Origin of the sequence: Methylobacter marinus A45 (genome assembly GCF_000383855.1) — a bacterium.
Classification (GTDB): domain Bacteria; phylum Pseudomonadota; class Gammaproteobacteria; order Methylococcales; family Methylomonadaceae; genus Methylobacter; species Methylobacter marinus.
In genome coordinates this window covers 2,707,716-2,730,553 of sequence record NZ_KB912877.1, presented here as the reverse complement: position 1 = coordinate 2,730,553, position 22,838 = coordinate 2,707,716, and the positions used below count along the sequence as shown (strand labels likewise).

Annotated in this window: 15 protein-coding genes; 3 read left to right on the top strand and 12 right to left on the bottom strand. The window is 53.5% G+C overall.

Annotated elements, in window-relative coordinates; all coding sequences use genetic code 11:
- Window positions 1-401: 401 nt before the first annotated feature.
- From METMA_RS0112825 to METMA_RS24565, 9 genes are all read right to left on the bottom strand, one after another.
- Window positions 402-1,559: a glycosyltransferase family 4 protein gene (locus METMA_RS0112825; protein ID WP_020159497.1), complete on the bottom strand. Its 1,158-nt coding sequence runs from the start codon at window positions 1,557-1,559 to the stop codon at window positions 402-404.
- A gap of 13 nt (window positions 1,560-1,572) precedes the next feature.
- Window positions 1,573-2,862 carry an O-antigen ligase family protein gene (locus METMA_RS0112820; protein ID WP_020159496.1) on the bottom strand — a complete coding sequence of 430 codons (1,290 nt, stop codon included), beginning with the start codon at window positions 2,860-2,862 and terminating at the stop codon, window positions 1,573-1,575.
- A 39-nt stretch (window positions 2,863-2,901) separates the two neighbouring features.
- Window positions 2,902-4,479, bottom strand: coding sequence for a lipopolysaccharide biosynthesis protein (locus METMA_RS0112815; protein ID WP_020159495.1), 1,578 nt, complete (start codon window positions 4,477-4,479; stop codon window positions 2,902-2,904).
- 180 nt (window positions 4,480-4,659) lie between these two features.
- The gene (locus METMA_RS24575) at window positions 4,660-5,652 is read right to left on the bottom strand and encodes a UDP-glucuronic acid decarboxylase family protein (protein WP_036254023.1); all 993 of its coding nucleotides are present in this window, start codon (window positions 5,650-5,652) and stop codon (window positions 4,660-4,662) included.
- A gap of 50 nt (window positions 5,653-5,702) precedes the next feature.
- A complete protein-coding gene (galE, locus tag METMA_RS24570) occupies window positions 5,703-6,731 on the bottom strand; it encodes a UDP-glucose 4-epimerase GalE (protein WP_051114350.1) in 1,029 nt (342 codons plus the stop codon).
- Window positions 6,732-7,102: 371 nt separating this feature from the next.
- On the bottom strand, window positions 7,103-8,497 hold the full coding sequence (locus tag METMA_RS0112795) for a pectate lyase family protein (protein WP_051114349.1): 1,395 nt from the start codon (window positions 8,495-8,497) through the stop codon (window positions 7,103-7,105).
- A complete protein-coding gene (locus tag METMA_RS0112790) occupies window positions 8,494-9,207 on the bottom strand; it encodes a nucleoside/nucleotide kinase family protein (RefSeq protein WP_020159491.1) in 714 nt (237 codons plus the stop codon). The genes METMA_RS0112795 and METMA_RS0112790 overlap by 4 nt, the downstream gene beginning before the upstream one ends.
- Window positions 9,208-9,215: 8 nt before the next feature.
- Window positions 9,216-10,799, bottom strand: coding sequence for a nucleoside/nucleotide kinase family protein (locus tag METMA_RS26995; protein ID WP_020159490.1), 1,584 nt, complete (start codon window positions 10,797-10,799; stop codon window positions 9,216-9,218).
- Between the two features lie 98 nt (window positions 10,800-10,897).
- On the bottom strand, window positions 10,898-12,352 hold the full coding sequence (locus METMA_RS24565) for an undecaprenyl-phosphate glucose phosphotransferase (protein WP_020159489.1): 1,455 nt from the start codon (window positions 12,350-12,352) through the stop codon (window positions 10,898-10,900).
- 424 nt (window positions 12,353-12,776) lie between these two features.
- Between METMA_RS24565 and METMA_RS0112775 the strand changes: the two genes are divergently transcribed.
- Both METMA_RS0112775 and METMA_RS0112770 read left to right on the top strand, forming a co-directional pair.
- The gene (locus METMA_RS0112775) at window positions 12,777-13,700 is read left to right on the top strand and encodes an SdiA-regulated domain-containing protein (protein WP_020159488.1); all 924 of its coding nucleotides are present in this window, start codon (window positions 12,777-12,779) and stop codon (window positions 13,698-13,700) included.
- A gap of 65 nt (window positions 13,701-13,765) precedes the next feature.
- On the top strand, window positions 13,766-16,618 hold the full coding sequence (locus METMA_RS0112770; protein ID WP_020159487.1) for an Ig-like domain-containing protein: 2,853 nt from the start codon (window positions 13,766-13,768) through the stop codon (window positions 16,616-16,618).
- 408 nt (window positions 16,619-17,026) lie between these two features.
- On the opposite strand, the gene METMA_RS24560 is transcribed toward METMA_RS0112770, so the two are convergent.
- Entirely contained in the window at window positions 17,027-18,931 is a 1,905-nt protein-coding gene (locus METMA_RS24560) for a CBM96 family carbohydrate-binding protein (RefSeq protein ID WP_020159486.1), read from the bottom strand.
- A gap of 482 nt (window positions 18,932-19,413) precedes the next feature.
- Window positions 19,414-20,898, bottom strand: coding sequence for a polyphosphate:AMP phosphotransferase (pap, locus tag METMA_RS0112760; protein WP_020159485.1), 1,485 nt, complete (start codon window positions 20,896-20,898; stop codon window positions 19,414-19,416).
- Window positions 20,899-21,277: 379 nt separating this feature from the next.
- On the opposite strand from pap, the gene METMA_RS0112755 reads away from it, so the two are divergent.
- Window positions 21,278-21,472, top strand: a complete 195-nt coding sequence (locus METMA_RS0112755; RefSeq protein ID WP_020159484.1) for a hypothetical protein — start codon at window positions 21,278-21,280, stop codon at window positions 21,470-21,472.
- A gap of 190 nt (window positions 21,473-21,662) precedes the next feature.
- Here the strand turns inward: METMA_RS0112755 and lpxD are convergent, their stop codons facing one another.
- On the bottom strand, window positions 21,663-22,706 hold the full coding sequence (gene lpxD, locus METMA_RS0112750; protein WP_020159483.1) for a UDP-3-O-(3-hydroxymyristoyl)glucosamine N-acyltransferase: 1,044 nt from the start codon (window positions 22,704-22,706) through the stop codon (window positions 21,663-21,665).
- Window positions 22,707-22,838: the final 132 nt, after the last annotated feature.

Genomic DNA, 22,838 nt, shown 5'->3' with positions numbered 1-22,838 from the left:
CTACCGGGCATCTGGTTATCTGGAAAAACCTCGTTATTGGGTTCTAATCGGTATCTATTTTTTATGTTTATTCAGCAATTAAAATAAGGTATTCCTGCTTCTTGAATACTATTAAACAGTTCCCTGTTATTGTTTTTATTGAATACGATTTGATTATATTTTGAGGTTCATTACATATACTATTGGTATGACTACTTACAAGTCAGCCATTAAACCTTGAAAAATAAAAGCGCGGGTAATTAAAGAGTTTTTTGCAAACCAATACCCGCTTATATAAACGATTCAATAATTTTAAAATAAATAATCCTGCATACCTGTTTGCCGCCGTTTTTAATAAATCTCCAGACGGGGTATCCGGTTTCGGGAAACGAACACAGTGATGGCCGCCGGAATCCCTGCTCTTAAACGCGTTCCCTGTTGGACGTGGCCAGCCTATCGACAGCGGTCTTTTGTGAGGGCCCCCCGCCCGATCTCATCCGCTCAAACAATTCGGCATACTGCCGGTTCATGGAGGCCAGGCTGAAATGCTTTTCGGCCCATGCCCTGCACCGCTCGCCGACCGCTTGCCTTTCGGCCGCGGGCAAGCTTCGGAACCGGCTGATCTCCCGTGCGAAGCCGTCGCTGTCGTCAGCCGGCACCAGCGGAATGAAATCCGTGCCGTTTGCGATTTCGCGATGCGGCTGGATATCGGACAGGATGACCGGACACCGGCAGGCCATCGCTTCCAGCGCCGCGACCGGCAAGCCTTCGCCGTAAGAGCAGGAAATGAATACATCCGCTTCGGACAAGGTCTCGTACACCCGGTTTCTGGGCACCAGGCCGGTCAGTTGCACGTCATGTTCCAGACCGAGTTCCCGGGCCTTGGCCAGTACCGGCGCGCGCATGTCGCCTTCGCCGACGAAGATCAGGCGATCGCCCGGCGCGGTGCTCTTGCGATAGGCATTGACGACGGTCAGCGGATTTTTGATTTTTATGATCCGCCCGACCGATATGACTGTGAACCCGCCGGTGCGAGGCGCCGGACGGTTATCCCGCAGAAAGCCGTCCACGCGGTCTATGTCGACGCCGTTTTGAATCGTGCACAGCCGTTTGCCGCCCAGCCATTTATAAATAACGGGAAAGCTGTCAAAAACGGCATGACTGTTGCAAACCACGCGCTGAAAAAACGCGAACACCGGCAGCAGCATCAGCTTGTTCCTGAGCTTGTAACTCTGATAGGAATTGGACACGGTGAACACGGTGCACCGCATCGGTTTGCCGAATGCCAGATTGGCCAGCAGAAACAGGAACCCGGCGATGACCATATGGATATGGATGATGTCGTATTGCCTGGCGTCAAAAGCCGTTTTCAGGGCGCGATAGAATCCCGGCAGGGTGCCGTCGCCCTCGATGAAGGTAATCGTCGCGGGCGGCGGTGGCACGGTCGCCTTGAAATAGCTGCACAGCGTAATGTCCTGCTTGCCGGCCAGGGGCAGCGAGTATTGGTTATAAGGTTCGCTGGTTTCGGCGATTGTCGTCACAATGCGCAAAATCGCCAGCGGCTTGTCGTGATTATTCATGATGTTTTCTCCCTTATTTGTTAACAAACGGTCTGTTACCCGCGCCGAACGCTCTCATCGGCTGGTTCAGCGTATAAAACGCGGCGGCCAGACCCAGCCCGTAAAGCAACCAGTACTGCCGCTGAATCATCATGGGCACGAACATGAATAGCGCCATGATGGTGGTGAATGAGGTGATGAAGGCCCACAGGAACTCGCGCCGCGACGGATCGAGGCAGACTTGTTGCGCCCGGAACAGGCATAAAAACCAGTACAGGATGATGACCAGGAACCCCAGCGTGCCGAACAGGCCTATTTGCGCCATGAACTGCAGCCAGAGGTTATGCGGCGCCTGTTCGGTGACCATCGGCACATGGTAGTGCGTGGACACGTAACGGAAATTATCCAGTCCCACGCCAACGAACGGCGAATCGATAAACGCCCGCCAGGCGGCTATCGCCAGACGCTTGCGGTCATCGATCAGGCTTTCCTCGAACGCCAGCGTCCGGTCGATGCGTTCCCACAGAACGGTAGGAAAATAACCCGAATGATAGACAAAATAACCCAGCACGCCGATGACTACCGAGGCCGATGCAATCCGCAGCGGGATTTTCAGGCTGATTTCAAAACCGTTGCGAAAGCTGAGAAAAATCATCAGGGCGAGCACGGTCGCCACGGTTGCGGCACGCGAGCCGGAAGCGGTCAGCGCCCAGAGCATCGGGTATAACAGCGACAACGCGATCAACATCTTCAGCAGGCGCCGCTGCCGCCATTTCTCGAACACGAAATGCAGCACGAAGGGCGACATGTAAGCCGTGGCATAGCCCAAGGGATTCGGGTTATCGGAATGGAACGTGCGGATGCGGTTGTGCATGGAGGAAGTCTCCTGATGCATCATGGCCCAGAGCATGAGAATCAGTGTCCCGATCAGGTATAGCACGACACTGGCGCGCAGCATGGACGGCGACTTGACGGTATTCAGAATGACCGGAAACTGAACAAAGAAAATAAACGCGAACTGCATGGTTTGCGTCACCGCTTCCATCGGATGCGTTGCCCGAAACGTGCTGAGCAAAGAGAACAACAGGAAAACGTAGGCGGCCATGGTCATGGCTTCCGGCGGGAATTTATAGCTCCGGCTTCCGGAAACCAGCAACAGCATGCCGATAATGACCGTCACCACATCGTAAAGCGTCAGATTGGCCACCAGCTTTATTTCCAGCGGCGCCAGCAAAGCACTCAGCAAGAACAGCGACTGCACCAGACTAAATCCCGTGCGCTCGCGATCGTCCTGCCATGTTGCGGAATTAGCGAGAGTCAGCATGATAATCTCCTGTTATTGATCATATAACGGCCATCCGTGTCAGCGTTTAATGACGGCCTGAAGGCGTTTTATCAAGCCGCTTCTCTGGCGCGTGGACAGGCCACCGTAAAACGCCAGCACCGACACCACCATAGCTGTTGTGGCTACGCCGAGCACAAGGCCGGGCCAGCTATGCAGTCTTTCGAGAACAATCGCGACCTGGTGATAGCTCTCACCGTAATGCTTGACGCCCAGCATCATCAGCAATAACAGCAAGGTCACAAAAAACGGCCTCAGCGCGCCTTTCACCTGGTCATAAAACCGAATGCCCAGCACCTGGCCGACCAGGAAAGGATAAACCACGCTGATAATGGAATGGCCGGCTATCGAGCCGATGCACAGGCCCACGATGCCCATTCCGTAGCGGCTGACGAGCAAGGCCGCCAGGGACAGGGCCAGCGTTTCCGCCAGCACGCCGATCAACACCTTGGATCTGATGTTCAGCGTCAGGTCAATGACATTGGCGTCATTGCGGATGAAGGTGATCTGCGCCACCAGCAAGATGATCAGCAAGGTCGGAATCAGCCCGGCATAATAGCTGTCGCCGACCCAGAGCTGCACGAATAGCTGGTTCCAAAGCAGAATGCAGGCCCCGGCCACCGTCAGCAACAGCCAGGTGAACGCCATGATTTCACCGCGCACGTTGACGGCCTTTTCCAGATTGCCCGCCCCGATAATGCCGCCAAGTCCCGGCGAGATGTTGAAAACGACGGTGCCCACCAGCCTGATCAGCGTCTCGGGGACATACTTGGTCAGCGTGTAGACGGTCACCAGCACCACCGAATCGAAAATGCCCAGGATCAGGATATCGCCGGCCAGCATCAATTGCGATACGATCTTCCAGAGCACAAACCAGCCGCTGAGTCCGTAAAACCGGCGCGTGATTTCCCGGGTCGGCCTGGCAATGCCGAACCAGGGCACCTGTCTGCGCACCACGCCCAGGAACACCATACCGCTTATCAGCGTCGTGGCGATGGTAGCCGCCGCCACGCCGACCAGTCCCAGTCCCTGTATTACAGCCAGGACGGTCAGGCCGCCGCCCGCTAAAACCAGCAACGCGGATAACCCCATGCGCTTATAGCCCAGGTTTTCGCCCTGAAGCACCACCCTGGGAATATCGACCAGGCCGAACAGGACGACATTCAACGCCAGCAAGCCAATGGTCAGTTGCGTCGTCAACAAAAATTCTTCAGGCACCTCCAGCAGGATGGGCGCCAGCCACACCAGCACCCCGCCGAGCATCGTCAGCAATGGCAGAAACAGAAACCACACTGCCACCGTACCGCCTACGTAGCGGCGCTTGTCGTCATAGTTGGCCAGGGTCTGGTCCTTGGCGACCGCCCACTTGAGAACCTGGGCCGAACGTCCGCCGGCGGCGTCCATATAACCGTTCAGACGCCACAATATGCGCCACAAACCGTACAGGTAATTGCCGAGACCGGCTACCAGCAAGGGATTGATCACGAATTCGACAAGCACGCGCGCACCGTAATCGATGATCGAGGCCAGCGCGTTTAAGGAAGCCCTTTTAGTCAGGCTTTTGGACGGCGTTATAAACGAGGACTTGCATTGGTTCATGAAATAATGACCTTATCTATTTATTTTTCCCGACGATCGCGGCTTTCGCCGGGTCTCGAATGCAATGAACGTCGCCTTATCCGAGGCCCGGCCACACGCAATGCGGGAAATCATCCTGAAACTCAGCAATAAAAACGAAGATCGCCCTACGCTTCCTGCTGCAAGCGTAAAAAAATACCGCTAGCTGCCGCCATAAGGGTCGTACTGATTGGCGCCGGTCAATAATTCATCAAAGTATTCAATGGTTTTTCTCAGCCCCTCGCTGGTGTCTATTTTCGGCGTCCAGTCGTCCAGGTGCGCCTTTGCAAGCGTCAGATCCGGCTTGCGCTGTATCGGATCGTCGCTGGGCAGCGGTTCGAAGATGATTTTCGATTTCGAGCCGACCAGGTCGATCACCTTTTCCGCGAGTTCCACAATGGTGAATTCATTGGGATTGCCGAGGTTGATGGGGCCGGTCAACTCGTCCGGCGTATTCATCAGCCTTACCATGCCATCGATCAGGTCATCGACATAGCAGAACGAGCGGGTCTGGCTGCCGTCGCCATACACGGTAATGGGCTCATGCTTGAGCGCCTGCAGGATGAAATTGGAGACCACCCGGCCGTCGGAAGGATGCATACGGGGGCCGTAAGTATTGAAAATACGGGCCACTTTAATGCGCAAATGGTGTTGCCGGTGATAATCGAAGAACAGCGTTTCGGCGCAGCGCTTGCCCTCGTCATAACAGGCGCGAATGCCGATCGGGTTGCAATGGCCCCAGTAGTCCTCGCGTTGCGGGTGAACCTTGGGATCGCCATAAACCTCGCTGGTCGAGGCCTGGAGAATCTTGGCCTTGACCCGCTTGGCCAGACCGAGCATGTTGATGGCGCCGTGGACGCTGGTTTTGGTGGTCTGGACCGGATCGAACTGATAGTGGATCGGCGAGGCCGGACAAGCCAGATTGAAGATTTCGTTGACCTCGACATAGAGGGGAAAAGTAATGTCGTGGCGCATGAACTCAAAATGCGGACTGCCCAGCAGATGGGCGATATTCTTTTTACTGCCGGTATAAAAATTGTCGACGCAGAGCACGTCATAGCCTTCGGTTAATAGGCGCTCGCATAGATGCGAACCTAAAAATCCTGCCCCGCCAGTAACAAGCGCACGTTTTCGAACTAGATCTTTTATATTCATGATGACTCTTCCGACTATTACGTACCAGGTTGAAAAAAGATTCGACGCGACTACCGAAGAGGCCTGAACTCCCGCTTCTGCCTAGCGCTAAACCAACGCCAGGCGGTTTCGAGAATCGCGTCCAGCTTGGTGATTCCGGGCCGCCAGCCCAGATGCCTTTGCGCTTTCGCGGCGCTGCCTATCAGGCGGGGCGGATCTCCCGCGCGCCGCTCAATGACCTTGTAGCGGATATCGACGCCGGTTACGCGCCGGCATGCTTCAATGACCTGTTTCACGGAAAAACCCTGGCCATTGCCGAGGTTATAGGCTTGGGCGCCGGTGATATCGCCCCGGATCAGCATTTCCATGGCCGCCTGATGCGCGGCCCCCAGGTCGTTGACATGAATGTAGTCGCGAATGCACGTGCCGTCCGGCGTGTCAAAGTCGTCGCCGTAGACGCACAGTTCGGTATCGTCCGGATGGCCGCCCTGCTGCACGCGCAACGCTTCATTGATAACCAGCGGAATCAGATGGGTTTCAGGATCATGCCTTTCGCCCAGCACGCCTTCGGGATCGCATCCGGCGGCATTGAAATAACGCAGGGAAACACTGTTCAGCTGATAGGCCTGCGCATAATCCTCAAGTATCTGCTCGACCATCAGCTTGGTTTTGCCGTAGGGATTGATGGGATTTTGAGGTTGATCCTCGGTAATCGGTATTGCCTGGGGAATGCCGTAGGTCGCGCAGCTGGAGGAGAAGACGAATTTATCCAGGCCGGCATCGAGCATGGCATCGAGCAGATTCAGCGTACCCACGACATTGTTCTGGTAGTACTTGCGCGGATTGCCCACCGACTCGCCGACATAGGCGAAGGCGGCGAAATGCATGACCACGTCGAACTTGCTGTGCTGGAACACTTGTCTCAGGTCGTCCTTGTTTAACAGATCCCCTTGAACGAACGAGTCGGTCACGACGGCGTCGCGATGCCCCAGCAAGAGGTTATCAAAAACGGTCACGTTTAAACCGGCATTGACTAATAGTTTAGTCATATGAGACCCGATGTATCCTGCCCCCCCTACAACCAGAACTGATGCGCTCATTCTTGCTTCCTCTTTACGTCATGGATTTATCAGAAAATCTTTATGCCTGGTTGCTGATTTTCATTCCCGGCACTTCACGGTTTATTTAATTAAATAAACACTGTTATATATAATTTAATATTGATCAACTATACTTTTAGCATGCTTTAATTATATTTTTAGATCAAAAGTTAATACTATTGGTATAACTACTTATCAACCCAATAAAACTATAAAATTTTCACAAAAATCAATAATACAATAATATTGGACAGCGGCTACTTATAGATTATAAAGCCCACTGACAATATCGCAGCCGATATAGTTAATTAATTTCGTATATTTAATTCTATTTAATACATATTCAATACCTTCAATATAATTAAATCATTTTAATATGGCGTGCTTCCGTTTCTTATCGCGGCAAGCTCATTGAGATACTCATCAAGGTGGGTTTCGCCGGAGTCGTTTCGATAGGTGGCGCCATCGGCGGGATCCTGTTTATTCAATCCGTGGCTGTCCTCCCATTCATCAGGCATGCCGTCATGATCGCTGTCCGCGGGCGCAATCCCCGAAACAAGTTCAGGCCAGCCCCCGACCTCTGACGGATCGTTAATGACCCTGCCGGTCCCGTGCCTGACATCCTTAACAATGCGCCGGTCGATGGCATCGCGCATCGGCACGGTAGCGCCGGCATTCGCCACAACCAGATCGAAGGCCTCGGCAGCCGAAACCATGGTGATCGGGGGCGCCTGAAACCGGCTGTTCGATATCATCCAGCGGCTGTCCTCACGCACGATCACTTCCTGCGGCTGGCCATCGGAGGTCCGGTGAAAACCGATGTTGCCCTTGACATAGACTTCAGGGTGGCGTCCCGTATTGCTGTAATAGAAAACCTCGTAGCCTTTATTGCCGCTGCTGGGCCCTGGCTTGTAGTAGTTGTTCACGATGTTGATTTGCTGGTTCCCCTGCCCGTATTTGTCCTTGATTTCGCTCCAGCGCGCGGCGTTGTAGAAAACATTGTTGACCACGTCAACCACGCCGACCAGATTAACGTCGGGATTGCGGTCGTAATTGTGGGCGAACAGGTTATGATGCACCGAGATGCGCTGGGCACCGTTGCTGCCCAGCAGCATGCCTTTGCTGTGTTTGCCTTTGGGATGCGTGCTTTTTTGCAGGCCTTCGGAAATGATGCTCCATTGGATGGTGATATCGTGTACATCGTTCCAGGTATTGACGACTTCGTCCGTGGCCCAGGACAGCGAGCAATGATCGACAATAATATTGTGTCCGGCGGAAATGGTCAGCGCGTCGACCGTATCGGAAGGCTCGGCACTGGGTCCGGGCCGGGAGCGGATATGGCGCACGACCACATCGTGCGTTCTGATCTCCAGCGTCGACCGGATATTGGAGGGGTGGTTCTTCAGGGTGATGCCGCCGCCGGGCGCGGTTTGCCCGGCAATCGTGACAAACGGGTTTTCTATCCTGATCCGGGACAGCAGTTCAATGGTGCCCGACACGCGAAAAACCACGATCCTCGCCCCGGCGGCCTCCAGGGCCGCGCGCAGGCTGCCGGGACCGCTGTCGTTCAAGTTGGTCACTTCGAGCACGCGCCCGCCACGGCCGCCAATGGCGTAGGCCCCGAAGCCTTCGGCGCCGGGGAAAGCCGGTATGGCGCGCGCCGCCCGAGCCGGGCTGCCGCCGGAGCCGGCCATGAAAACCGCCAAAATAACGATCAGCCCGCCCATTGCCGCGAACCGGTTTTGTCGTCGGCCATTTAACATCATGATCCTCCCCCGTTTTCAGTATTCATATCCAATGCCGCCAGGGTATCGCCTACAATATGGGCCAGCGACTGCTGGCTGGTATCGTAGCAAAGCAAGGCGGGGCCTTGATGCTCCGCGGCCAGTTTATCCATGACTTGTTTATAGACGGTTCGGAACCGCATCAGAAAGTCCATCGCCTCCCGGTCTGATTTATCCTTGACGCAGTGCTGCTTTTCACGCGTGTGAATGCGCTCCAGCAGAACGCTGTCCGGCGCATCGAGCCAGACAATCAAGTCCAGCGTATCCGCCCATGCCCTGAGCGCCTGTTCCCACCACTTGATAAAGGCCGGGTCCCTGGTGCTCTCGGAACCAAATCCGGCCAGAACGCTCAAGGTATAGACCGGCCCCTGGTCCAGCACAGTGACCGTACCGTCTTCAGCCAGAAGCCGTTTCACGATCGGATGCATCGCTTTCAGGCGAATCATTCTGTTGATCTCTTGCCAGGCTGGCCATTTGCCCGCCAAGCCCCGGCGCATAAGAAAAGGCAGCAATAAAAGCGCATGACCGGCATAGAAAGGGATGTAACGCTTGCGGCGAAAGCCGTAAATCGGGCGAATAGACTGCCGATGCCGGTTAAGGGCCGACAGGATCGTGGTTTTTCCCGCGCCCGCCGGCCCCACTACTTCAACAATCAAGGGCGGACGTTTCGAGACATTGCTGTCAATCAACATGACCCTACCTACAGCCTGGACCAGACCAGCGATTTCAGCTCTGCCAGCATCCGCGCTTGCGGCATCCCGGCATCCATAATCTGTACAGGCGCATCCTGCCAATCCAGGCCCCATATTTCCTGACTGCGGCCGCGTATCCAGTCGGCGTCCTCATCGGCGCGCCGTTGAACGGCGATGTCCGGGTCCACTTTCATGACAATCAGCAAATCAGGCGGCAGAATGTGCCGGTAATACTTCGTTTCCCATTGGATCAGGAAGTTGATCAGCGGTTTGTTTTTCCCGGCCTGCAGGAACCGGCTCGTTTGCGCCCCATCCATGGTCTTGATCTGCGGCAAGGGGTAGCGGTCGCAGATCACCAGACTGCCGTTAGTGGCAAGCCGCCGCGCCCGGGCATAGGTACGATAGCGGTCGCGGGCTGTAACCACATGCCATAAAAACCAGCCATAGCCCGGCAGTTCCAACGACTGCGCGTCGCCCTGCGATTGAGCCGGGACTTTACGGTTGGAGAACAGCCCCAGCTTGCGCCCGATCTTTAATACGCCTTTTATGAACCAAGTACTCAATGCCCAGCGCGGCTTGCCCAAATGGATTTTTTTAGCGGCGAATCGTTTCGAAAGCCATCCGTGCAATTCATTGACCGCCGTGGACTTGCCGGCGCCGTCGCCGCCAACCAGGGCGATAATGGCTCCGCCATGGATCAGGTATTTTTTGGTAGGCCGTCTGAGCAGGTACTTACGCGTCCCCCAAAGGCCTCGATGCCACATTTTCAGACAGGTATCCGACAGCCTGGAACTTCGGGCATGCGCCTGAAGCTGTCGGTGCAGCTGTTTTCCGGCTTTATAGCGGGACATCAGCGAGGCGCCCGGTTGCAGCGATTGCAGGCACCGGTCAAATACGGCGCTATCCAGAAAAGGCAGATACTGGCTCAAATTTTCCTGCATCCGCTGCCGATCGGCCCGAGCCATCAGGTAGTCCAGCTCTTGGCGCGCCGACTTCGACAGGCTGCCGTGGAAGCTCAGCATGGCGTCCCAGGTTGAATGCTTCAGCATCATGCGGATCACGAACACGATCAGTTCGAACTCGATGCCCGGTACTTTGAACAGCTCGCCCTGAACAGCGGATGCCAGATAGGCCCCCTCGATCGGCAGGCGATAGTTCTTGGAGGCATCATCGCCCAGAATAAGCTGGTAGTGAGCATGGATGTGCACAAACCGGCCGGTACCCGTATCGTGTCCGTAATAATTCAGGACGCCGGGCAGTTCCTTGTCCGGTTTAGGCCGCGCCTCCTTGAAATCAAGCCGATACAGGATTTCGGTAAAGCGCTGCACATCGGCCCGGTCGATAAGCAGGTCGAGGTCATTCTCGCCGCTGGCCGAACGGTCCAGGGCATTATTGCTCTTCCAGTGGCAATAGGAGATGTTTTCTCGAGCCAGGGTCTTGCACAGTTCGTCAACGAGCTTGAGTATGGGAGTTTCAGACGGCCTGTCCGCAAACTTCACATTCTCTTTCGAAAAAACCGTCTTAACCGTGTTTTCGGCTTTCATGTCAAGCGCTTCCGATACGTTATCGTTTGTTTCGTCTAGGTAGGTCATAATTCATACCGAGCGTTGATATTATTGTTATTTATAATGTAAAGAGCCCGTTGACTAACCATCAAGCCCCCCATATGGACCCTTCGTCCGCCGGCGCATTAATAGGCATTTTGGCCTATCAGCACGACCAGGACCGTTTTCAAAATAATCTTCAGATCGCGTGTAATCGACCAGTTATTGATATAGGCGATATCGTGCTCCACGCGCTTGAGGATTTTTTCCTCGGTATCCGTATCGCCGCGCCAGCCATTGACCTGCGCCCAGCCCGTGATGCCCGGCTTTACCCTGTGCCGGCTGGCGTACTGATAAACCACGTTTTCATAAAGCATTCCCGCCGCCTTGGCCTCAGTGGCGTGAGGCCTTGGGCCGACAATCGACATTTCGCCGGTCAGCACATTAAAAAACTGCGGCAACTCATCCAGGCTGGTCCGGCGCAGAAACCGGCCGATCCGGGTAACGCGCGGATCATCCCTCGTGGTCAGCTGCGAGGCATTGTTGTCCTGCTTGTCGATGTACATGGTGCGGAATTTCAGCACCTCGATCAGCTGATTGTTAAATCCGTAGCGCTTTTGGCGGAACAGAACGGGGCCTGGGCTGTCCAGCTTGATCAGCACCGAAACAATAATCAGGATGGGCGCTATCAGCACGAGTATGAAAATCGTGAGCACTTTGTCTTCAATACTTTTCAGTATGTAATCCCAGCCGGATAGCGGCTTGTCGAAAACGTTCAAGGTCGGGATGCCGTTGTAATAGCTGTAGTCGTGGTAAGGAAACTTGAAGCCGAGAATATCGGGGCTCAGCCTGATGTTCGCGGGCAATACCTGAAGCTTGTGCAGAATCGCCAATATGCGCGCCTCGGCACCCCAGGGCAATGCGACGATAATATCGTCAATACGCTTTACCCGCGCCATCGCTACCAGGTTATCGATATTGCCCGACATCAGCTGGCCATCCATGCTTTCCGATAAGCGGTCGGTCCGGTCATCAAATACGCCGATAACCTTGATCCAGGGATACTGCTGTTCCTTCAAGAGTCTGACTAACATATTTCCTTGTTCACCGGCACCCACGACAGCAACATTTCGAGTCAATGTGCCTGTCTGCGTCCATTTGAGCAGAAACTGGCGCGCCAGCAATCGGCCTGTATAAATCCCGCATACGGCGGCAATAAGCCAATAGAACGCCCAGGTTCGGGAGAACTCGGTTGAAATCTTCAGCGCGAACGCTGCGGCAACCAACACCAGAAACGAGATGGTGCAGAGCATGATAATTTTTGGAAATTGCTTGCGCGTTTCGAATATCGAGTCAATCTTGTATAAATCGGAAAAGTAAAACAAGGCCAAGGTAAACAAGGCATTGATGCCCATGGCCGGAAAGTACATCAGATTGTGATCGGGGGTCCAGCCCGGATAAAGTAAATAAATGGTGGTACCCGTGCCAAATAATATAAGGCAGTCCCCCAATGCAATTAAACCGGCAACAACGCCCGTTACAATGGAAAAGCTAGACCGAGGCACATAAATATTCGCAGGATTGGCAACAAAGGTTCGCATGAAATTCCCTCCAGCTTCACAAATTTGTAGGCATAAACTTTCATAAAATTTTGTTTTTTTATTATTGTTTTTTTTGCACCATCTATCGCAGAGCTCTTGATTCCAAAAATTGCCACCGATACTTATCGTTAATGTTACAGAAATATTACAGCCTCTAACTGGGCATAAAAATCGGTTCGAATACTTAAGTAGTCATACCTATTCTGATCTGGCTGAAAACGAGATAGATTCGATTCAATGCGGAAGATCTTGAATTAAATTTACGGTATCGTTTTTTTAGACTTGTCTCCGGCATAACCACGTCAATACCCAGCATGTTATGAGTTGCATAAAAAACGTCAGTGATTGATGACACATGCAATTCTTTTTTTAGTAACCCAAGACCCAACAGCAAACTACATATTTGTATCCAGGAGGCTGGCTAATGAATAACGGCATGACAAAAACCTATTTAACCAAGTTTTCCGCGCTCTTTTTCAGCGCCCTGCTGATTTACGGGGCGGGAAACCCTTCAGCCGTATCGGCCGGTCCGGCCGACACGCTCACGCTTACCCGGGTCGTCGACACCGACGATTTATTCGACGAGGATTTTTTCAGCGCCGGCCATCCGGGCTTTCCGGGCGTCGGCTTCCCGCCCGGCGCCAATACCCTGCTCAGTCTCAACCCGGGGCCAGGCGCCGCCCGCCTCATCCTGGTCGCGCCGCCAAAACCGGGCCTGGGTAAAAATGCCGGGATGCCGCAACGGCCGATCGAGGTCGCCGACCCGATCAACCTGGCTTTCGACAGCGTGTCCCAGGGCGCCAGCGGCTTCGGCCTGTCGCGCCTGTTCCTGCTCGACGGCGGCGAGCTGATCGCGGTCAAGGCGGGCGCGCGCAATAGGATGAATCCCGACAAAATCAAGCGCCTGGACGCGCAGGGCTTCGGCATCGCCGATCCCCAGGGCATGACGCTGGAACCGGCCACCGGCCGGCTGTTCGTTCTGGATGGCGCCGGGCCCCGCCTGGTCAGCATCCAGCCGAAACCGGGACGCGAATTTGCCGGCGCCGAGGTGACGCCGATCGCGCTGCCGGGTGAACTGGGGGATCTGCGCGGCCTCGCCTTCAATCCCGAGGACGGCCATCTGTATGCGTTGAGCGCCGAGCGGCGGAAACTGTACAAATTGACGCTGGAGGGCGAACTGGCGGCCAGCCTGGATCTCTCCGGGTTAAATATCGGCACGCCCCAGGGCATGGTGTTCGGGCCGAGCCTGGATCGCACCGATCACCCGTCCATCTGCCATCTGTATCTGGTGACGGCCAAGGGGCCTAAAGGCGAAGTCAGCGAATGGGAACTGCCCGGACCTTTTTAGACCGGCGGCGGAAGTTTGATGTTTGCGAAGTTTCAGTCATCACTTTTCTTCAAGAGGACATTCCAATGACCAATCGAAAAACCCTGTTCAAACTTTCCGCGCTGGGTGCTCTGCTCCTGGCCGGCCAGCATCCCGCGCTTGCCGCGGATATCACGGGCTCGCTGATCCGGATCATCGATACCTCGGCATTCAATCCGCCCAGCCCGGACCCTAGCGGCATTGCCTATCTCAGCGATATCGACAGATTGCTGATCTGTGACGGCGAAGTCAATGAAATGAATATCTATGACGGCGCCAACCTGTTCGAGATGACCCGCACGGGCGCTCTGCAAGGCACCTCGAACACGCTCGCCTACTCGGAAGAACCGGTGGGCTGCGCCTTCAACACGGACAACGGCCACCTGCTCATCTCCTCCGACGACGATAAAGCAGTCTACGATATCAATCCGGGGCCGGATGGGCAACTGTTCACCAGCGACGATAGCCGGACCTCGTTTTCAACCCGCACGCTCTGCGATAGCAGCGACCCCGAAGGCATTGCTTACGGAGAAGGCACGCTGTTCATCATCGATGGCGTAAATGCGGAAGTCTACAAGGTTACGCCGGGACCAGACGGGCTTTTTAACGGCTCGGGAGAAACCTGTACGCATTTCGATACCTCATCACTGGGCGTGACCGATCCCGAAGGCGGCGAATACGACCCGGACAATCCGGGGCACCTCTATATCGTCGGCAAGCCCAAGGAAGAATTGGCTTATCTGACTACGTCGGGCACGCTGGTGCGGACGATAGGCATCGACGCCGCCAGTCCCGTAAAACCCGCCGGGCTCGCGGCGGTATCGAAAAATATCTCCGGGGATAATACAACGCATGTCTATGTCGCCGACCGTGGTATCGATAATGATTCGAACCCGAATGAAAACGACGGCAAGGTTTATCAGTTTTCAATCCCGACTGGCGCACAGCCGGGCAATCAGGCGCCTACTGTCGCGGCCGGCCCGGATCAGTTCATCAGCGCATCGGCCGATGCCCTGCTCGACGGCACAGTGGCGGATGACGGGCTGCCCAATCCTCCCGGCCAGGTCACTACCACCTGGAGTAAGGTCAGCGGCCCGGGCACGGTGACTTTCGGCAATGCCAGCGCGGTCGATACCACGGCGAGTTTTTCCAGTCCCGGCGTTTATGTGCTGCGCCTGACGGCCAGCGATTCGCAGCTTTCGGGCAGCGATGACGTGCAAATCAACGTCCAGTCCCAGCCGGCGCCTTTCGCCGCCATCTACGTTTCCACTGTCAGCAGTGGCACTGTGAATGGCATAGCATTTGGAGACGAGGACATCCTCGCCTACGACACGGCCAACGGCACCTGGTCACTGTATTTCGACGGCTCCGATGTGGGCCTTGGCGCCAGCGGCGTGGAAGTCGATGCCTTCCACATTATGCCGGACGGCAGCATTCTGCTCAGCTTCGCGGCTGACGGCCTCGCGATACCGAACGTGGGCACCGTTGATGACTCCGACATCGTGCGTTTTATCCCGACCTCACTGGGCACTAACACGGCGGGCAGCTTCGAATGGTATTTCGACGGCTCCGACGTGGAACTGACCGCTAGCGACGAGGACGTTGACGCCATTGGATTTGCCCCGGATGGACGTCTGCTCATCAGCACCACTGGCAACCCGACAGTCACAGGCGTTTCCGGCGCTAACGACGAAGATATGCTCGCTTTCACACCCACGTCCCTGGGTGAAGCCACAAGCGGCACCTGGGCTCTGTATTTCGACGGTTCGGATGTGGAACTCAGCCAAAGCAGCAGCGAGGATGTGAACGGCGTCGCGATCGACGATAACGGCGACATTTATCTGACCACGCTGGGTACGTTCTCTGTCACCGGCGCCAACGGCGGCGGCGCCGATATTTTCCAATGCAGTCCAAGTTCAACCGGCAGCAATACGGCCTGCAACTATGCATTTGTCTGGAATGGCATAGGCAGCGGACTGCCGTCCGGAGCGGTGGTCAATGGCATCGATCTGACGCGCACGGCATCGGGCGGTGGCGGCGGCGGCAGCGATGATACGACAGCGCCTACCGTGAGCCTGACAGCTCCTACGAATGGCGCCACGGTGCTCGGCACGGTTACCGTTTCGGCCAATGCCTCGGATAATGTCGGCGTCGTGGGCGTGCAATTCAGACTGGACGGCGTCAATTTAGGTGCCGAGGATACCAGTTCGCCCTATTCCATCGCCTGGGATACGACGGCGGTAGCCAACGGCAGCCACAGCTTGACCGCCGTGGCGAGGGATGCCGCCGGGAATACACGTACATCCGATGCAGTCACCGTCACCGTGGACAATTCAACGGGCGGCGGAGGCGGCGGCAGCGGCTCGCTGGACATCCGCGTCTCAGCCAGTACCGATGACGCCGAAGAAATCATTTCTACCGGCAAGATGGATTTGAAAAGCTCCGATCTTGAGATGATACTCGACTCAGATGGCAACCAAACCGTGGGTATGCGTTTTAACGCCATTACGATTCCACAGGGAGCGACGATTACCAGTGCTTTCATCCAGTTCACGGTCGATGAAGCGGAATCAGGCGCCACCACGCTGCAAATTGCGGGTCAGGCTATCGACAATGCCCCCACGTTTACCACAGCAACCGGCAATATTTCCTCACGACCCAAAACGGGCGCTTCGGTATCCTGGAGTCCGGCGGCATGGCCGACAAAGAATGTCGCCGGCCCTGACCAGCGGACGCCGAATATCGCCGCCGTGATTCAGGAAATTGTCAATCGCGCCGGCTGGTCGAGCGGCAATTCGCTGGCGGTGATCATTACCGGCAGCGGCGAGCGTGTTGCGGAAGCCTTCGATGGCGTACCATCCGCCGCGCCGCTGTTGCATGTCGAATATACGACCGATTGAGGGTGACCGCTCCAGCCGTATCCATGTTTCATAAAAAAGGGGCCCTTGGGGCCCCTTTGCTGATACAACCATAGCCAGTATCAATGCTGGTCATGGCTGCGTCTTGTTGAAATCCCTCCCGTTTCCAGGAGGGGCTTTAGCCGTTTAGGAACGCGCATAAAATAACTTCCCCAAATGTGCGAATGAATTCGCACCTACAATTCCCTGATTTATTTCATGCCCATTACTTAGGATTTGGCCGTAAATAATTTCCCGGTTTACGGATGCAATTAACCGTTATGTAGGGGCGAATTTATTTATGCCCTTTGGGTACTTGTGCCCTTTAGGGTATTCGCCCAGGGCGACTCAGGTCGTCCCCACAAAGGTATTATTTATTCATCACGATTCAGGGAAGTTATTAACGCATCCTTACTTCACCGTAACGATCAACTGTGGTGCAAATCCCGACCTTTCTTTCGATCTGTAATCGGCGCCATCACTTGAGGTCGACTGCATGCTCAGGCTGTATTCGCCATCTCCCTTGATTAACGAGGTGACATCCACTTCATACCAATTGCCCTTGGTGACCGCGCCCAGCGATGCGATCTTGCCCTGATCGGTCGGTGGCGCATTGTTCCAGGTGACACTTTGCTCGGACCAGGAATTGTCGGCGACCGGATAAAAATCCCCGCCAGTTTTTGATGAATTGGAGTTGTGCAATCGCAGCTTGGCGCTGGCAACCTGGTCCGATCCGATACCTGAAACCGCGAACTTGATGAGGGCATGCGCCATGGAACTCTTATCGACCTCCAGCTTGTCCTCGCTGCCGTAATTGGTATCAGGCGAATCGGCCATGATCGTTGCATCGGCGACAGGCGCAAAAGTCAGCGTATCCGACCCCGTGTTATCCTCGCCGCCCCCCGTTCCGGAATCGATTATCGGCTCTTCCGGATCTTCCGGCCCATCTGTCCCTGGTCCGGTTGAAGGCGGTGGATCAATGACATCACCGCCTGCAACCCGTGGATCGGTTCCGTTCAAATACTCTTCGACGTTGGTGTAACCGTCATTATCGGCATCTTGCGAACCATCCGCCGCGTTCGAGGCATTTAAACCGTTCGCCTGTTCCCACTCGTTGGGCATCCCGTCCTTATCGTCGTCGGGCAGCGGTGTTCCGGGCGCCATGACCAGCCAGCCGCCCACCTCGGACGGGTCATCGATAAGACTGCCGGTGCCGTTGCGCACATCGTCAACGATGCTGGCGTCATGGGCATCCCGCACCGGCAAGGTGGCGCCGACGCCATCCAGCACCTTGGTAAACGCTTCGTTTGCCGGGAAAGTCGTTACCGCCGGCGCCGGGAAGCGGCTGTTCACGATCATCCAGCGGCTGTCCTCGCGCACGATCTCTGCATCCGGCAGATCGTTCGTCGGCCGGTGAAAGCCGATGTTGCCGCTGACGTAGACTCTGGGCTGCCGGCCGGTGCTGTCGTAGTAAAAGACTTCATAGCCCTTGCTGCCGCTGCTCGGCCCCATTTTGTAATAGTTGTTGACAATGTTGGCTTTCGGTTCGCCGAACTTGTCCTTGATCTCGGTCCAGCGCGTAGCGTTGTAGAAGACATTGTTGACCAGATCCACAGTCCCGGACGAATTGACATTGGGATTGCGGTCCTCGTTATGCGCCAGCAGATTGTGGTGCGCGGAGATATTGTCGGAGTTGGCGTCCCTGAAATGCATGCCCTTGCTATGATCGCCTTCCGGATGGGTGGCGTTTCTCAATCCTTCCGCGACAATACTCCACTGGATCGTAAAGTCATGCGCTCCGCCCGTTTGAAATACTTCGTCCGTTCCCCACGAGAAAGAGCAATGGTCCACGACGACGTTATATGGCCCCGGGTACATGGTCATTGCATCCAGTGTTCCGCCGTCATTCGGACTGGGGGAGGAACGGATTCTGAGATAACGCAGCACCACGTCGTGCGTGCTTATCCGCATCGGCCCTTTGCCGTTGGACTCATGATTCTTGATTGTGATGCCATCGCCGGGGGCTGTCTGCCCGGCTACTGTCAAATAGGGTTCCTCCACCTCAATCCGTGATGACAGCTCTATAGTACCGGCCACCTTAAAAACGACAATACGCGGGCCGGACGCCGTCAATGCGGCGCGCAGGCTTCCAGGACCGCTGTCGTTCAGGTTGGTGACTTCGATCACCTTGCCGCCGCGCCCGCCCGGTGTTTCCGTCCCGAACCCCTCCGCTCCCGGAAAAGCCGGCAAGCTGAATGCCGGTCCTGACAAACCGGCCAAGACCAATCCTGAAAACGCTAAATTTAATTTATGCATATATATACCTTACATTTTTAGCAGCTATTTAAATTTATTTAAAACAGTAGTCGAGTGAAATTTAATTAATATTTAACAAGAGCTTGTAATTAATATTTAAAATTGCTGCTATACATCATCAATGCTTGTTTTTAAATGCCGTCCAATTCAAAAGCACATAGAAACCTAAAGGGAGCTAATTTGTGCACGATTTCAAAGAAGACGATTATTGGATCAAATGGAAGTACTTAATTGACACGCTAAACGCCGTGTTCCCGATTAGCTTATTTGATGAACCTTAGCTCTTGCTTAGGAGCGATAAGTTTTTTTATGCATTTACTAATCAATTAGTTACAAGTTACCATTATCGAAACAATCCGGCACTCTCACTGAATTATTTGAATTGGGGAATATTAGAATTACAGACAAATATAATATGGCCAATTAGAACTGAATAGTCACTATCAATTCTTAAACTTACATTATTAAAAAATATATATTAATCAGTCGAAAATCGATTCCAATTTCTCGCAATAGCTTTTTAATACTTTAATACGGGCATATTTTTTATCATTGCCTTCAACCAATATCCAGGGAGCAGCCTCGGTACTGGTGCGGGTTATCATGTCATTGACTGCCAATTCATAGTCGGCCCATTTTTCACGGTTGCGGTAATCTTCTTCGGTTATCTTATGTTGCTTATAAATGATCCGTTCGCGCTCACGAAAACGTCTCAATTGCTCATCCTGGTCAATATGCAGCCAGAATTTCAGGATAATGATACCGGCGCGCATTAATTCTTCCTCAAAATTGACTATTTCCGAAAAGCCTCGCCGCCATTCATGTTCCGCCGCAAAGCCTTCAACACGTTCAACCAGCACACGTCCATACCAGCTCCTGTCATAGATAGTGATCTTGCCGGCGCGCGGAATATGGCGCCAGAACCGCCACAGGTAATGCCGGGAGCGCTCTTCATCGGTGGGTGCGGCCACGGAAATCACGCGGTAATGCCTCGCATCAAGCGCATGGATCAAGCGCCTGATGCCTCCCCCCTTGCCGCTGGCATCCCAGCCCTCGAAGACTAAGATACTGGAGCATTTTTTCTGGTGCGCCAGCCTGGTCAGCCGGCTAAGTTCGCCTTGATAAAAACTCAATTGTTCATCATAGGTTTTTTTGCTCAGTTTAAGCGACAGGTCGAGCCTGGCCAGCACACTGTCCCGCGGAATATCGATGATACCGGGAGTATTTACGGGTTCGACGACACCTTGGCCGGCAGTTCTCCTTTCGATATGCCGGCCAATGCTGTCCAGCACATGACGGCCTACGGATAGACAGCTGTAGCGTCTATCCGTACCGTCGATAATCCGCCAGCACGCGGCGGCGGTACTGGTTTCGAATAATGTGCGTTCAGCCACACGGATAAAATCATCATACGTTTTCAGATGTTTTTTATCGCGGTCGCTTACCCGCCAACTGGTTTGCGGATTTTTTTCGAGCTTTTTCAGCCGTTTTTGCTGCTCATCCTTGTTTAAGTGCAACCAGCATTTAATGATCAAGACGCCATCATCGGTTAACAGTTGCTCGAATTGCTTGATGTGCGTTAATTCAACGTGCAGTTGATCATTCGTGATTTCCTGGCGGACACGCTGCGATATCGGCTCGCTGTACCAGGAGCCTATATAAATGCCAATGGTGCCTTTTGCCGGCAATGTGCGCCAGAAGCGCCAGAACTTGGGCCGCTCCTTCTCTTCATCGCTAGGTTCGTCGAAAGCATTAGTTTGTATATAGCGCGAATCCATCCACTCGTTCAGAAGATTGATTATTTCGCCCTTGCCGCCTCCATCAACGCCTGATACAAGGATAATGACAGAAAAATCCGCCGATCGGAGTTTCCGCTGCGCCGTCAGCAAATGCGTTCTCAATTCCAGCACTTGCTTATCGTATTCGGCTTTCTTCAATCGATGTTCCGGTCCGGAAATTTCAAACATTTGACCTTCCTTCAACCTCGTCAATGTGATTTCTTTAACTTGCTCTACCTTAACTGATCAGCAGCCCTCGCCTAAAAACACATTACGCTGTCGCTATGCATGCTTCGCAATAAAATTATAAGTTATTTAATTATCAATAACTTATAAATATAACTTTGAAAAATAAGGCAATAAATAAGAGCTTTATTCAAAACAAAAAACACGACAGTCAAGATAAATTTATTTTAGTTTTGACACAACACCTTATCTCGTGATAAAAATTAACCCGTCGTTTACAAAAATATTTCGACGATCGGCTCAATGATTATTAATTGTTGAGTTGCCCCTTTGAGGAGAGGGGACAAAAACATTACTACAATAACTATATGAGGATTTAAAAATGGCTGAAGAACAAGAAAGAGATAATTTCTGGCTGTACATCGGCGGAATCATCGTCGCGACTATCATATTAGTTGTCATGCTCAAAGGCAGAGAAACCGAGCATTTGAAAAGCGGCGCAGTAGCTGAACTTCAACAAGAAACTTTTCAAGCTATTGAAGCAAGAAAAGCGACAAAAAATAAAGCTGTAGAATAAGATACTGCTACCCCCTCGCAGACATATGCGGGGGGGTTGTTTAACATTTTTTAATTCCCTGTCATCACTGATGCTTTTCCTGGCCGCTTTTTAGAAACACTAAAGCGCATTTTCAAGCCACCATTCCAACAACGCTAGTTCAGCGATCTCACGACAAGCAACTACCGAATTTACTGATTAGCCATATCGGCTACACATCTTTATCAAGAAGAAGACTGAGCTTCTCTTCCAGAATTTTCACTTTTTTCAACAGTTCCGGCAATTTACTGATGGCCACTTGCTCTTTATAGGCGATTTTCTTGTCCTTGGCAGGACTGCCGAATACTTGAGCGCCCGGCTTGACATCGCCGGCTATCCCCGAACGCGCCATGACTACCGCGCCGCGACCGATCGTGACATGATCGGCAACGCCGGCACTACCGGCCAGGATGGCATAATCCTCAATCGTGCAAGAACCTGATACGCCTGTTTGACCGCACATGATCACGTGTTCGCCGACTTTATTGTTATGTCCGACCTGTACCAGGTTATCTATTTTGCTGCCTGATCCGATCACCGTACTACCCAGCGCGCCCCTGTCGATACAGGTGTTAGCGCCGATCTCGACGTTATCCGCAATAACGACATTGCCGACCTGCGGCACTTTAACATGCGCACCATTGCGAAATTTATATCCGAATCCCTCAGCGCCGATAACCGCACCGGAATGAATGATGACGTTGTCGCCGATTTCCACATTATCATAGATGACGGCATAGGGATGAATGCGGCAGTTTTTACCTATCTTGGCATTATTCCCGATATAGACGCCGGCCAGTATGTCGCTGCCATCACCGATACTCGCATTTTCGCCAATCACCGCATACGGTCCGATATACAGTTCGTTGCCTAAGACAACATTGTCCTCAAGGACGGCCTGGGGCGAAATTTTCCGGCGATAAACCCTGGCCGGATGCAACATCTCGACGGCTTTAATAAAGCTGATCTCCGGATCGGCGCAAACCAGTAACGCCATGCCTGGCGGAACGTTTTCAACCGTGAAACCTTCTGCGATAAAACAGGCGGAAGCCGTCGAATTCTTGATATGAGCGGCATACCGGCTATTTGTCAGCTGGGTGACTTGTCCGCTTTGCGCGGTCATGATATCCGCCGCGGCGTGAATTAATACTGATGCGTCTCCCCCATCAATCCGGGCTCCGCAAAAATCGGCTAGTTCGCTTAATATAACCGGCATAGTTGTCTCTGCTATTATTGTGTTATAGGGCCAAACTATATGGCATATAGTGGCTATAAAAAGAATAGTTTAGCAAAAACAAATAAGTCGGTATGACAAAAAACAGTTTCAATGGAAATTAACCGCCAGTTT